The sequence below is a fragment of the Streptomyces fragilis genome, assembly GCF_003112515.1.
In the GTDB taxonomy this organism is placed as follows: Bacteria; Actinomycetota; Actinomycetes; order Streptomycetales; family Streptomycetaceae; genus Streptomyces; species Streptomyces fragilis.
Map to the genome: position 1 here is coordinate 485,829 of NZ_BEVZ01000006.1, position 12,267 is coordinate 498,095.

At 72.4% G+C, this 12,267-nt stretch carries 12 protein-coding genes; 8 read left to right on the forward strand and 4 right to left on the reverse strand.

Features of this window, described 5'->3' with window-relative positions:
* The first annotated feature begins 184 nt into the window (after positions 1-184).
* Positions 185-919, forward strand: coding sequence for a class I SAM-dependent methyltransferase (locus Sfr03f_RS23005; protein ID WP_245967710.1), 735 nt, complete (start codon positions 185-187; stop codon positions 917-919).
* A 102-nt stretch (positions 920-1,021) separates the two neighbouring features.
* Here the strand turns inward: Sfr03f_RS23005 and Sfr03f_RS23010 are convergent, their stop codons facing one another.
* Together Sfr03f_RS23010 and thrC are read right to left on the reverse strand one after the other, a co-directional pair.
* A complete protein-coding gene (locus Sfr03f_RS23010) occupies positions 1,022-3,112 on the reverse strand; it encodes a SpoIIE family protein phosphatase (protein WP_108955878.1) in 2,091 nt (696 codons plus the stop codon).
* 85 nt (positions 3,113-3,197) lie between these two features.
* Positions 3,198-4,262: a threonine synthase gene (thrC, locus tag Sfr03f_RS23015; protein ID WP_108955879.1), complete on the reverse strand. Its 1,065-nt coding sequence runs from the start codon at positions 4,260-4,262 to the stop codon at positions 3,198-3,200.
* 64 nt (positions 4,263-4,326) lie between these two features.
* On the opposite strand from thrC, the gene Sfr03f_RS23020 reads away from it, so the two are divergent.
* The 6 genes from Sfr03f_RS23020 (at position 4,327) to Sfr03f_RS23045 (ending at position 9,668) form a co-directional block, all read left to right on the forward strand.
* Positions 4,327-5,154 (forward strand): MurR/RpiR family transcriptional regulator, encoded by an 828-nt coding sequence (locus Sfr03f_RS23020; RefSeq protein WP_159105716.1) that lies wholly within the window; start codon positions 4,327-4,329, stop codon positions 5,152-5,154.
* Between the two features lie 273 nt (positions 5,155-5,427).
* The gene (locus tag Sfr03f_RS23025; protein WP_108955881.1) at positions 5,428-5,946 is read left to right on the forward strand and encodes a hypothetical protein; all 519 of its coding nucleotides are present in this window, start codon (positions 5,428-5,430) and stop codon (positions 5,944-5,946) included.
* A gap of 95 nt (positions 5,947-6,041) precedes the next feature.
* The gene (locus Sfr03f_RS23030; RefSeq protein ID WP_108955882.1) at positions 6,042-6,884 is read left to right on the forward strand and encodes a DUF4097 family beta strand repeat-containing protein; all 843 of its coding nucleotides are present in this window, start codon (positions 6,042-6,044) and stop codon (positions 6,882-6,884) included.
* A gap of 145 nt (positions 6,885-7,029) precedes the next feature.
* The gene (locus tag Sfr03f_RS23035; protein ID WP_174721635.1) at positions 7,030-8,040 is read left to right on the forward strand and encodes an ATP-binding cassette domain-containing protein; all 1,011 of its coding nucleotides are present in this window, start codon (positions 7,030-7,032) and stop codon (positions 8,038-8,040) included.
* Positions 8,037-8,834, forward strand: coding sequence for an ABC transporter permease (locus Sfr03f_RS23040; protein WP_108955884.1), 798 nt, complete (start codon positions 8,037-8,039; stop codon positions 8,832-8,834). Before Sfr03f_RS23035 ends, Sfr03f_RS23040 begins: the two co-directional genes overlap by 4 nt.
* Before the next feature lie 78 nt (positions 8,835-8,912).
* Entirely contained in the window at positions 8,913-9,668 is a 756-nt protein-coding gene (locus tag Sfr03f_RS23045; RefSeq protein WP_108955885.1) for an IclR family transcriptional regulator, read from the forward strand.
* 22 nt (positions 9,669-9,690) lie between these two features.
* Here Sfr03f_RS23045 and Sfr03f_RS23050 read toward each other — a convergent pair whose 3' ends face one another.
* Positions 9,691-10,059 carry a hypothetical protein gene (locus tag Sfr03f_RS23050; RefSeq protein ID WP_159105717.1) on the reverse strand — a complete coding sequence of 123 codons (369 nt, stop codon included), beginning with the start codon at positions 10,057-10,059 and terminating at the stop codon, positions 9,691-9,693.
* A gap of 249 nt (positions 10,060-10,308) precedes the next feature.
* On the opposite strand from Sfr03f_RS23050, the gene Sfr03f_RS23055 reads away from it, so the two are divergent.
* The gene (locus tag Sfr03f_RS23055) at positions 10,309-11,496 is read left to right on the forward strand and encodes a 4-hydroxybenzoate 3-monooxygenase (protein WP_108955887.1); all 1,188 of its coding nucleotides are present in this window, start codon (positions 10,309-10,311) and stop codon (positions 11,494-11,496) included.
* Between the two features lie 5 nt (positions 11,497-11,501).
* Here the strand turns inward: Sfr03f_RS23055 and Sfr03f_RS23060 are convergent, their stop codons facing one another.
* Entirely contained in the window at positions 11,502-12,251 is a 750-nt protein-coding gene (locus tag Sfr03f_RS23060; protein ID WP_108955888.1) for a class I SAM-dependent methyltransferase, read from the reverse strand.
* Between the last annotated feature and the right edge of the window lie 16 nt (positions 12,252-12,267).

Sequence of the window (12,267 nt, forward strand, 5' to 3'; positions counted from 1 at the left end):
GTCGGCGTTTCGGCCACCGCCGCGCATCGGCCGCCCCTGGTGCCGCAAGGGCCCGTGCCCCCCACACCTTCGGCGCACCGCTCAGGCCCGGGGCGCACACTCCGTCCGAAAGACATGTGTTCGACGGACGGGGCCTCGTCGTTGTACCCGGTGTACGCCTGTTCGTCCTGGAAGGGAGCTATCTGTGGAATCCATCCGCGTCGACCGGTCCGGTGCGGCCCCGTCGCGTCCGTCGGAGCCGGAGCGGCGGAACCTCGCTGTGTGGAGCGACTACGGCGACAACCATCTGTCCCGCGGGACGGAGATCCCCGAGCCCGGCAGCCTGTACTGGGGTTACTGGGAGGGCGTGGGTCCCGGTGAGGAGATCCTTGGTGACCTGACGGGCTGTCGGGTGCTCGACCTGTGTTCCGGCATGGGAAGGTTCGCGGCGTACCTGGCGCGTGGGGGCGTCCGCGTGGACGCGGTCGAGGGCGCCCGCTCCCAGCACGAGCGCGCCGTCGCCCGCTTCGGAGGTCCGCCCGGGCTGCGGTTCGTCCACGCGGACGCCGTGACCCATCTCGGTGAGGCCGAGCCGTACGACGTCGTCCTCTGCGCCCACGGCCTCGCCTTCCTGGACCCCTACCGGGTGCTCCCGGCGCTCGCCTCGGCGCTCACTCCCGGCGGGCGACTGGTCTTCTCCGTTCTCCACACCAACTCCGAGGGCGACGGTCCCCGGGACACCGTCACGGCCCGCCGCGAGACCCTGCGCCTGGTGGATGTCGGCCCTCGTCCCGTCGAGATGTGGGTGCTCACACCCTCCCGCTGGCGACAGTTGCTCGTCGAGCACGGTCTGACCGTCGGTCAGGTCGAGGTCCTCACCGCACCCGGCACGGGCGATCCCACCTCCTGCACCCTCCTGTGCGCCCGTCGACCCGACTGAGACCGCCCGTCCACCTCCGACGAAGGACGACCCATCCACGCCCCTGACCGGCTCACGGTGTGACGAACCCGGGGAGAGCCGCCGCGCACGACCGAGGGGTCGTCACAGCTCCGGCACGTCGTCCAGGTCGAACACCGTGTCGGTGGCCGTCAGGTCCGGGGGCGGGCCGTCGAGGCGCTGTTCGGACCAGATGGTCTTGTCCTGGCGGTTGTGCCGGACGCCCCAGCGGGTGCTGAGCCGCATGACGACGAACAGGCCCCGGCCGCCCTCGTCGCTCTCCCGCGCGCGGCGCATGTGAGGGCTGGCGCTGTTGGCGTCGGTGACCTCGCTGAGCAGCCGGTTCTGGTCGCGGATGAGCCGCAGACGCAGCGGTTCGCTGCCGTAGCGGATGGCGTTGGTGAACAGCTCGCTGACCACCAGCCCGGTGGTGAAGGCGAACTCCTCCAGGTGCCAGGCGGCGAGCTGGCGGTCCACCAGCCGGCGTGCCGTGCCGACCACGGAGGCGTCGGCGGGCAGTGTCCAGTCCGCGATCCGGTCGCGGGGCATGGCGCGGGTGCGCGCGAGCAGCAGCACGGCGTCGTCGTCGTGGGACGGAGCCATGCGGTACACGGCGGTGTCGCACAGTTCCCGCAGCGGCCCGTTGGAGGACGCGAGGACGTCGGTGAGGCGGCGGGCGGCGGTCTCGCGGTCGGGGCCGCCGGCGTCGAGCAGGCCGTTGGTGTAATGGGCCAGCACCGTGCCCGGTTCCACCTCGATCTCGACGGGGGCGAAGGCGTGTCCGCCGCCCGGTCCCAGCGAGGGACCCTCGGGAACGTCCACCTCGAGCTTGAATCCGTGCGGGTCGACGAGGAGGGGCGCGGGGTGGCCCGCGCGGACCATGGAGCACTGCCGGGAGAGCGGGTCGTAGACGGTGAGGGCACACGTGGCGAGGTGGCTGTTGGCGACCGGCGCCCCCTCGCCCGCCATCTGGGCGGCCACCTCGTACAGGTGGCTCAGCATCTCGTCCGTCTCCAGGTCCTGCAGGGCGAGCGAGCGCAGGGCCGTCCGCAGCTGTCCCATGGTCGCGGCCGCCTCGATGCCCTGCCCGACGACGTCGCCGACGACGAGACCGACCCGTGTGCCGGAGAGGGGGATGACGTCGAACCAGTCGCCGCCGGCCGTCTCCGGCAGGTACACGTTGGCGGTCTCCACCGCCGAGAGGTCGGGGGTCGCGGTCGGCTGCAGCCATCGGTGCAGCGTCGTGGCCACCGTGTGCTCACGGTGGTAGCTGCGCGCGTTGTCCAGGTGTGCCGACGCGGCGGAGGCCGCCTGCACGGCGATGCCCAGGTCCGCCTCCGAGAACGGGTCGGACCGGTGGCGGTAGAGCGTCAGCAGTCCGAGGAGGGTGTCGCGGACGGTGAGCGGCGCCACGATCATCGAGTGCACGCCCACCCGGACCAGCAGGGCGAAGTCGTCGGGGGCGACGGACAGCCACGGCGTGTCCGGCGTGACCGTCAGCAGCCGGGCCCGGCGGTCGTTGAGCGCCTGGGCGTAGGGGGTGGCGAAGGGGAACACCCGGCTCTCCTTGTCCCGCCAGATCCGCCGGGCGGACGACGGGGCGAAGGCCGTCCGGCGCAGCGGGGCGCCCGTCGCGGAGGTGCCCGCCCGCTGGGCGGCCACGTCCGCGTTCTCCAGCAGGTCGACGGCGGCCGCGTCGGCGAAGGCGGGCGCCAGGGCCCTCACGAGCTCCTCGGCGGTGGAGCGTGTGTCCAGGGTGGTGCCGACGTTCGCGTGCACCGAGGCGAGCACGGCCAGCCGGTCGGCGGCGGCCTGTGACTCGGTCACGTCCTCCACCACGCACAGCAGCGGCGGAGGCCCCTCGCCCGCGCTCTCCAGGGGGAACAGGGACAGCTGGGCCGTGACCGTCCGCCCCGGCTCCGACGGGGCCTCACCCCGCACCAGCCTGCCGCGCAGGGGCTGTCCGCTCGACCACGCCTCGTCGATCAGGGCGTCGAGGACTGCCGGGTCGAAACCGGGGGCGAAGTCGTCGACGCTGTGCCCGATGATGTCCTCGGGGTCCAGTCCCCTCACCCCACGTCCGGAGGTGTTGTAGCGGCTCACCCGGCGCTCGGCGTCGAGGATGAACAGGCCCTGGGGAGAGTTGGCGAACAGGGCGTTCAGCACGGCGGCGTCGTCGACGGAACCGTCTGTCACAGCACGCTCCCTTCGTGCGGCTGTCCCCTCTCACCATCTCGTATCGGCCGCCCGCCGCAACTCGGGCAAGGCGGCGCGGCCTTGTTCAGGCGGTGAGCCGCAGCGCCTCGACGACCTCGGCGGTGGAGGAGCCGGCCGGTATCACGTCGTAGCCGTCCTGGAGGGACGCGTCCTGGTCCTTGAGGCCGTTGCCGGTGAGGGTGACGACGACCGTCCGCCCGGGGTCGATCAGCCCGCGGCGGTGCCGGTCGAGGAGGCCGGCGACGCCCGCGGCCGAGGCGGGCTCCACGAAGACGCCGTCGTGGCGGGCCAGCATCCGGTAGGCCTCGAAAATCTGCTCGTCGGTGACGGCCGCGAAGAGCCCGCCGGATTCGTCACGGGCGGCGACGGCGCCCCGCCAGGTCGCCGGGTGTCCCACGCGGATGGCGCTCGCCGACGTCTCCGGCCGGGCGACGGGTTCGCCGTGCACGAGGGGCGCCGCGCCGGCCGCCTGGAAACCCCACATCCGCGGCAGGCGGGTGGCGGCGCCTTCCGCCCGGTAGGTCCGGTAGCCCTGCCAGGTGGCGGTGATGTTCCCGCCGTTGCCCACCGGCAGGCAGTGGATGTCGGGGGCCTCGCCCAACGCGTCGACGATCTCGTAGGCGACGGTGCGCTGGCCGGACAGGCGCAGTTCGTTGCCGACGCTGTTGACGAGGGCGACCGGGTGCCGGTCGGCGAGTTCCCGCGCGATCCGCAGGCAGTCGTCGAAGCCGCCGTCCACCTCCACGATGCGGGCCCCGTGGCGCACGGCCTGGCCGAGCTTGCCGAGCGCCACCCTGCCCCGGGGCACCAGGACCACCGAGGTGATGCCGGCCCGGGCCGCGTAGGCGGCCGCCGAGGCGCTGGTGTTGCCCGTGGAGGCGCAGATGACCGCCTGGGCGCCGCCCTCGGCGGCCTTGCTGATGGCCATCGTCATCCCCCGGTCCTTGAACGAGCCGGTGGGGTTCGCGCCCTCGTTCTTGAGGTGGACGTCGCATCCCGTCAGCTCCGACAGGTGCCGGGAACGCAGCAACGGCGTGTTGCCCTCGTGGAGGGAGACGGCCGGGGTGCGGTCGGTGACCGGGAGCAGGCGCCGGTACCGGCTGTTGATCAATCCTTGCCAAGGGGTCATGAAGCGAACGTAACACATGTTTCACCAACCCCTTCTAGATCCTGTGTATGTAACATTCGGCAGTATGGAACCTGTGGTGTCCCGGCTCGAAGAGATCTATCCACGGCTCTCCCCGGGGGAGCGTGCCGTCGCCCGCCTGCTGCTGGACGACTATCCGTTCGCCGCGCTCGGCTCGCTCCGGTCCCTGGCCGAGCGGGCCGGGGTGAGCGCACCCACCGCGTCGCGCCTGGTCGACCGCCTCGGCTACCAGGGTTTCGCCCAGTTCCAGGCCGCGGTGCGCACGGCGGCGCAGGAGGACAGGTCGCGGCTGCGCGCCTTCACCGCCGAGGGCGCCGACCCCCGGAGTGCGGCGGCCGACCTCCACAGCGGCCTGGTGGAGACGATCACCGCCGTGAACGCGCCGCTGCTGGACGCGGCGGCCGACGCGCTCGTGTCGGCGGGGACGGTGTGGACGCTGGGCGGCCCGTTGAGCGAGCTCGCCGCGGACTACCTGGGCCGGCAGTTGGGCGCACTGCGGCCCGCGGTGCGCTTCGTCACGGGTCCGGCGGCGGAGCGGGCCCGGTCGCTGCTGGAGGTGACCTCGGCCGACCTCGTGGTGGCCTACGACTTCCGGCGCTACTCGGCGGAGACGGCGGCCTTCGTGCGGGCCGCCCTCGCCCGTGGGGCCCGGCTCCTGCTGGTCACCGACGCCTGGGGGTCACCGCTGGCCGGTCAGGCCCAGATCCTGGTCCCCCTCCCCCGCGAGGCGGCCGGCCCCATCGCCCCGCTCACGCACGAGATCGCGGTGACCGAGCTCCTGCTCGTCGCGGCCGCGTCCCGGCTCCAGGCGTCCCAGCGGCTCGACGAACTGGACGTGCTGACCAGGTCGCTCCAGCCTCCCGAGAAGTCCTGATCCGCGACTCCCGGACGCCCGCCCTCACCCGCCGGCACGGCGATGGGGCCACACCGACGCCGCGTGGCGCGCCGCCAGTGACCACATGACGCCACTTGGCACCGCATGGCACCACGTGGCGTCACATGACGCCACCCCGCACCACGTGACGCCACACGCCAAGCGATGCAGCCACCGGCGAACATGCAGGTCAGAGCAGTACGAAGCGAGCCGTGGCCTGCGGCGTCAACAAGGCGCTTGCGCATGACGCCAATGTGGTGCCAGTATGGCGTCATGGACCTCACCCCGTATGTCGAAACCCTCCGCCGCGAACTCGCGGTGGCCGCCGAGGCCGGCGGCGAGGAAGCCCGGGAACTGGCCGACCGGCTCACCGCTCCGCTGGAGTCGGCGACCCGCCTGGTCATGCTCAACGTTCTCTCCGCGGCGATGAGTGAGGTCACCCGTGACCTCGCCCCGGGTTCGGTCGACGTACGGCTGCGGGGACTGGACCCCGACTTCGTGGTGACCCCGCCGCCCTCGGACGGAGCCGCCCTTTCCGAGCCGGCCCCGGCCCTCGAACCCCTCAGGGCGCCGACGTCCGCCGAGGGCGACGAAGGGGGCACCGCCCGCGTCAACCTGCGGCTGCCGGCCCATCTGAAGGTGCGTGCCGAGGAGGCCGCGAACCTGGAGGGTCTGTCGGTCAACGCCTGGCTGGTGCGCGCCGTGTCGGCCGCGGTCGACGGCGGCGCCCGGCCGCGCACACCGGAACGGGCACGGACCGTCGGCCAGAGCTTCACCGGCTGGGTGCGCTGACCGCCCACGTCGTCCCGCACGGCACATCACATCCGACCCCATCCATCACGTCCCCGCGACGGGGACGCCCGCAGAGCCAAGAGGACGGGACAGCCATGCCTTCTTTCGACACCCCCGCGCCCATCTCGGTCACGGCGACCGTGGAGGCCGGTTCACTCCAGCTCACGGCGACCGACCGCTCCGACACGGTCGTCGAGGTGCGGCCCCGGGACCCGAAGCGGGACCTGGACGTGCGGGCCGCCGACCAGACCGATGTCCGCTTCGCCGGCGGCGCACTGACGGTGCGGACGCCCAAGTCCGGCCTGTTCGGCCGCACCGGCGTGGTGGACGTGACGGTCGAACTGCCCACCGGGTCGCACGTCGACATGACGGGCTCGTGGACCCAGGTGCTCGGCGAGGGACGGCTCGGCGAGGTGCGCGTCAAGACCTCGGCCGGCGACGTCCGCATGGACGCCACCGGTCCGCTGAAGCTGACCGCCTCGCACGGGTCCATCACCGTGGACCGGGTCGAGGGCACGGCCGAGATCACCACCAGCTCCGGCAGCCTCCGCGCCGGTGTCCTCGACGGCGCCGCCGTCCTGAAGAACTCGCACGGCAGCACCACCGTGGAGGCGGCCACCGGCGAGCTGCGGGTGAGCGGTGCCAACGGCGACATCGACGTCCGCCGCGCCGAGGACTCGGTCACCGCGACCACCGCGCACGGCACCCTGCGCATCGGCGAGGCCGTCCGAGGTTCGGTGCAGCTCGAGACCTCCTACGGCGCGATCGAGGTCGGCGTCCGCGAGGGCACCGCCGCCTGGCTGGACGTCAGCTCCACCTCCGGTCAGGTCCGGAACTCGCTGACCGCCTCGGATTCCCCCGAGGACGCCGAGGAGACCGTCAAGATCCGCGCACGGACCCGTTACGGGAACATCGACGTCCGCCGCGCCCGCGGCTGAGCACCACCGGCCCCTGCGGGCCGAACCCCTTCGCACCACCCGCAGGTGAGCGCGCCGGCCCCTCGGCATCCAGGGGCCCGGCGCCGGCCACCGCGTTCCCGCTCGCCCACATCCTCGTCACTTCACCTTCGGACCGGAGGGTCCCATGCCTGTTTCTGTCATGCCCACACCAAATCACGGGACCGGCGCCGCGTCCCCCGCCGCGGTGTCCGCCGCCGGCCTGCGCAAGTCCTTCGGCGACAAGCACGTCCTCGACGGCATCGACCTGCGCATCCCCGCGGGTTCCGTGTTCGCGCTGCTCGGCCCGAACGGTGCGGGCAAGACCACGGTCGTCAAGATCCTCTCGACGCTCATCTCCGCCGACGGCGGTCAGGCCCAGGTCGCGGGCCACGACCTCGCCACGTCACCGCAGGGTGTGAGGTCGGCGATCGGGGTGACGGGGCAGTTCTCGGCGGTGGACGGCCTGATCACCGGTGAGGAGAACATGCTCCTGATGGCCGACCTGCACCACCTGTCCAAGGCCGAGGGCCGACGCGTCACCGCGGACCTGCTGGAGCGCTTCGACCTGGCGGAGGCGGCCGCCAAGCCCGCCTCCACCTACTCGGGCGGCATGAAACGACGGCTGGACATCGCGATGACCCTGGTCGGCAGCCCCCGCGTCATCTTCCTCGACGAACCCACCACCGGCCTCGACCCCCGCTCACGCCACACCATGTGGCAGATCATCAGGGAACTGGTCACCGGCGGCGTCACCGTCCTCCTCACCACCCAGTACCTCGAGGAGGCCGACCAGCTCGCCGACCGCATCGCCGTCCTCCACAACGGCCGCATCGCCGCCGAAGGCACCCCCGACGAACTCAAGCGCATCATCCCCGGCGGCCACGTCCAGCTCCGCTTCACCGACCCCACCGCCTACCGCCACGCCACCGCCCTGCTCACCGACGCCACGCACGACGAGGACTCCCTCACCCTGCGCGTCCCCGGCGACGGCAGCCAGCGCTCCCTGCGCACCCTCCTCGACCGCCTCGACACCGCCGGCATCGAAGCCACCGAACTCACCGTCCACACCCCCGACCTCGACGACGTCTTCTTCGCCCTCACCGACGACACCACCCCCACCACCGGCACCACCACCGACAAGGAGACCGCGCGATGAGCAGCACCCTCCCCCTCGCCCTCCGCGACAGCCGAACCATGCTCCGCCGCAACCTCCTCCACGCCCGCCGCTACCCCTCCCTCACCCTCAACCTCCTGCTCACCCCGATCATGCTGCTCCTGCTCTTCGTCTACATCTTCGGCGACGTGATGAGCGCCGGGATGGGTGGCGGTGCGGCCGACCGCTCGGAGTACGTCGCGTTCCTGGTCCCGGGCATCCTGATGATGACCATCGGTTCCACCGCCGTCGGCACCGCGGTCTCCGTCTCGATGGACATGAGCGAGGGCATCATCGCCCGCTTCCGCACGATGGCCATCCACCGCGGCTCGGTGCTGGTCGGGCACCTGCTGGGGAGCGTCGTCCAGTGCCTGGCGAGCGTGCTGCTCGTGACGGCCGTCGGCGTCGCCATCGGGTTCCGGTCCAGCGGCGCCACGGTCGTCGAGTGGGTCCTGGCCGCGGTGCTGCTGGCGTTCTTCTCGCTCGCCCTCACCTGGATCGCGATCGGCATGGGCCTGATCAGCCCGAACGCGGAGGCTGCCAGCAACAACGCCCTGCCGCTGGTCTTCCTGCCGCTGATCTCGAGCACCTTCGTGCCCATCGACTCGATGCCGGGCTGGTTCCAGCCGATCGCCGAGTACCAGCCCTTCACCCCGGCCATCGAGACCCTGCGCGGCCTGCTCCTCGGCACCGGGATCGGCCACAACGGCTGGCTGGCGGCCGGCTGGTGCCTCGGCCTCGCGATCCTGGGCTACTTCTGGGCCACCGCCAAGTTCAACGCCGACCCTCGGCGTTGACCCTCCGCCCCGCCCCACCGCGGCGTCCTCCGGCCCCCGTGCCGGAGGACGCCGCCGTGTCTGTGGCACCGTGGGCGGATGGCGAACTCACCGTCCGGCGAGACGGTCACCGAGCGGATCGTCCGCGTCCTGGAGACCTTCGACACCGACCGCACCGTGCAGACCGCGTCGGAGATCGGGCGGCGCGCGCATCTCCCGTCGTCCACCGCGCACCGGGTGGTGGCCGAACTGGTGTCGTGCGGTCTGCTGGAGCGCGACGAGGAGCACCGGGTGCGCCTGGGCATGCGGCTGTGGGAGCTGGCCCTGCGCGGCTCGCGCGCGCTGCGGCTGCGGCAGGCGGCGCTGCCCTTCATGGAGCGGGTGCAGGCGCGGATCCGGGAGCACACGCAGCTCGCCGTCCTGGAGAACGGTGAGACCCTCTTCGTCGAGCGGCTGTCGCATCCGCAGGCGGGGGCGAACATCACCCGGATCGCGGGCCGGCTGCCCCTGCACGCCTCGTCCGCGGGTCTGGTCCTGCTGGCTCACGGCCCCCGGGAACTGCAGGAACAGGTCCTCACCGGGCCCCTCGACGCGGTGTCGCCGGAGACCGAGACGGATCCGGCGCGGCTGCGCCGGGTGCTGGCCTCCGTCCGCCGCGACGGCGTCGTCGTCGCTCCGGGAACGGTGGAGAGCGTCTCGACCGGTGTCGCCGTGCCGGTCCGGGAGGGGCGCGGGCCGGTGGTCGCCGCGCTGTCGGTGGTCCTCCCCCGCGACGCGCCCACCCGCCCGGCCGTGGACGAGCTCCGGGCCGCGGCCACCGGCATCTCCGCCGCCCTCGAGGCCCAACGCCCCTAGGGCCTGTCCGGGGTGATCGGGGTCAGGAGACGCGCTTCAACTGCCAGGCGTTGTTGTTGAGGCTGGGGACCGACGAGTAGTTGCAGCTGCTGCTGTAGTAGAAGCTGGTCTGTATCCACCCGGCCGGCTGGTACGTGGAGGAGCAGGCCGAGACCACGGTGCCGACGGGCAGCCCGGTGAGCTGCTTGATCGACTTCTGGTTCGGGGCGAAACTGCTCGTGCCGCAGCTGCTGCTGTAGCCCCAGCTGACGTCCACGAAGCCCGTCGGGGTGAGAACGCTCGAGCACGTGACGCTGACATCGCCGGGTGCGGCATGGGCGGGTGCGGCGGTCAGGGCGAACATCGCCGCGGTACCGGACAGTGCCAGACAAACGGTGCGGAAGCGAGTCATCGTGAAGTCTCCCTGGTCGCGGACGGCTTGTTGGGGCCGGCCATCATTACTACTGGTGCCCGAATGCACCCGTACAGCGACTTTCAGGCCTACTGAGGCTGAGCATGGTGGCTCAGGCGCGTCGGACACCTGGCAGGGGCGTGGGTCCGCAGGCGCCCCGCTCCGATTCCCGTTGAACGGGAAACCCCGTCGTCAGCCGCGCCGGTGCGGGCGAGACTCCTGCCATCCGTCCGCCCTCTAGGAGACGCCATGCACGTACGCACCCGTGTCGCGATCATCGGCGCAGGCCCCGCCGGTCTGCTGCTGGCCCACCTGCTCGACCGTCAGGGCATCGAATCGGTCGTGATCGACTCCCGCAGCCGCGCGGAGATCGAGAGCACGATCCGGGCCGGCATCCTCGAGCAGGGGACGGTGGAGGTCCTCGACCGTACCGGGGCCTCGGACCGGGTGCTGCGGGTCGGGCAGAGGCACGAGGGCGTCGAGCTGCGTTTCGGCGGGGAGGGCCACCGGATCGACTTCGCGGACAGCGTCGGCCGCGCGGTGTGGCTCTACCCGCAGCACGAGGTGCTCAAGGACCTGATCGCCGCGCGCCTCGCCGCCGGCCAGGACCTGCGGTTCGAGGTGACCGCCGAGCGCGTCGAGGACGCGGAGACCGACCGGCCGCGAGTGGTCGCCCGGGACGCCCGGGGCGGACGGGTGGAGATCGAGGCCGACGTGGTGGTCGGCGCGGACGGCTCCCGCGGGGTCGCGCGCGAGGCCGTCAGCGGCGCGTACGGCGGGCACTTCCGGGAGTACCCCTTCGCCTGGTTCGGCATCCTGTGCGAGGCACCGCCCAGTTCCGAGGAGCTGATCTACAGCAACTCGCCGGACGGCTTCGCGCTGATCAGCAGGCGCAGCGCCGAGGTGCAGCGGATGTACTTCCAGTGCGACCCGCAGGACGACCCCGAGGCGTACACCGAGGAGCAGCTGTGGCGGATCCTGCGCTCGCGCGTCCCCGGCACCACGCTGAGGGAGGGACGCGTCTTCCAGCGTGACGTGCTGCGTTTCCGCAGCTTCGTCGCGCACGAGATGCGCCGTGGCCGGGTCGTGCTGGTCGGTGACGCCGCCCACACCGTGCCGCCCACCGGCGCCAAGGGCATGAACCTGGCCGTCGCCGACGTCGTCCTGCTCACCGACGCCCTCCGGGCACTGCTGCTGGAGCGGGACACGGGTCTGCTGGACGCCTTCCCGCGAACTGCCCTCGACCGCATCTGGAAGGCGCAGCACTTCTCCTGGTGGATGACGAGCATGCTCCATCTGCAGCCGGACGCCGACGAGTTCGACCGTCTGCGTCAGCTCGGGGAGCTGCGTTCGGTCGTCGGGTCGGAGGCGGGCCGCGCCTACTTCTCCGAGGCCTACACCGGCTGGCCGCTGCCGCCGGCCGCAGCCGACCTGTAGGGGTGTCAGGCGGCGCGCCGCAGTCGGTAGGTCACGTCGGTGGCGTCGGCGGGGGCGGGGCGGCCCTGCGGATCGGTGACGCCCGCCACGGTCAGCCCGGCCGCCGTGACCAGCTCCGCGAACACGTCGCGGGGGTACCAGTGGAGAACCCACGGTCGCTCGCTCACGGTGAGGTCGGAGCCGAGCCGGCGCTCGTAGCGCAGCAGCGCCGTCTGCGTGCGTGCCGTGCCGTCGCGGTACTCGGAGACGACCGACACGCTCAGTTCGGCGCCATCGGGCGCGGTGGCCGTCCGCACCAGGCCGATCTGTCCGGCCGGGGTGGGAGCGGGGACGAAGAGGGGCACCAGGGCGGTGCCGTCGTCCGCCAGGTGCGCGCGGATGCCGCGCAGCGCGGCGAGCGCCGTGGCGTCGTCCGGGAGCAAGGTGAAGGTGGGCCCGACGAGGAAGACCGACCGGTAGCTGCGGGGCAGGTCCAGCCGCTCCATCCGCTGATGGTGGACGGTCACGGCGAGCCCCTGTTGTCCGGCCCTGCGCCGGAGCCGTCGCAGCATGTCCTCGGAGGAGTCGACTCCCTCGACGTCCAGGCCGCGGCGGCGCAGTTCGAGCAGCGGGTCGCCGTCGCCGCACCCCAGCTCCAGCGCCGGCTGGCCGGCTTCCTCGATGAAGGCGGCGTAGGTCAGCGGGTCGTGCGAGGCGGATTTCAGCGGACCGTAGAGGTCGGCGACGATGCCCGTGTAGAAGTCGGCGGGATCCATGGCGGCGAACCCTACG

Excerpts from the sequence above, each read along its gene's own strand:
- Sfr03f_RS23050 (WP_159105717.1), bottom strand. The coding sequence starts at position 10,059 with ATGACTCGCTTCCGCACCGTTTGTCTGGCACTGTCCGGTACCGCGGCG.
- thrC (WP_108955879.1), bottom strand. The coding sequence starts at position 4,262 with ATGACCCCTTGGCAAGGATTGATCAACAGCCGGTACCGGCGCCTGCTC.
- Sfr03f_RS23055 (WP_108955887.1), top strand. The coding sequence starts at position 10,309 with ATGCACGTACGCACCCGTGTCGCGATCATCGGCGCAGGCCCCGCCGGT.
- Sfr03f_RS23025 (WP_108955881.1), top strand. The coding sequence starts at position 5,428 with ATGGACCTCACCCCGTATGTCGAAACCCTCCGCCGCGAACTCGCGGTG.
- Sfr03f_RS23020 (WP_159105716.1), top strand. The coding sequence starts at position 4,327 with ATGGAACCTGTGGTGTCCCGGCTCGAAGAGATCTATCCACGGCTCTCC.
- Sfr03f_RS23040 (WP_108955884.1), top strand. The coding sequence starts at position 8,037 with ATGAGCAGCACCCTCCCCCTCGCCCTCCGCGACAGCCGAACCATGCTC.
- Sfr03f_RS23030 (WP_108955882.1), top strand. The coding sequence starts at position 6,042 with ATGCCTTCTTTCGACACCCCCGCGCCCATCTCGGTCACGGCGACCGTG.
- Sfr03f_RS23035 (WP_174721635.1), top strand. The coding sequence starts at position 7,030 with ATGCCTGTTTCTGTCATGCCCACACCAAATCACGGGACCGGCGCCGCG.
- Sfr03f_RS23060 (WP_108955888.1), bottom strand. The coding sequence starts at position 12,251 with ATGGATCCCGCCGACTTCTACACGGGCATCGTCGCCGACCTCTACGGT.
- Sfr03f_RS23045 (WP_108955885.1), top strand. The coding sequence starts at position 8,913 with ATGGCGAACTCACCGTCCGGCGAGACGGTCACCGAGCGGATCGTCCGC.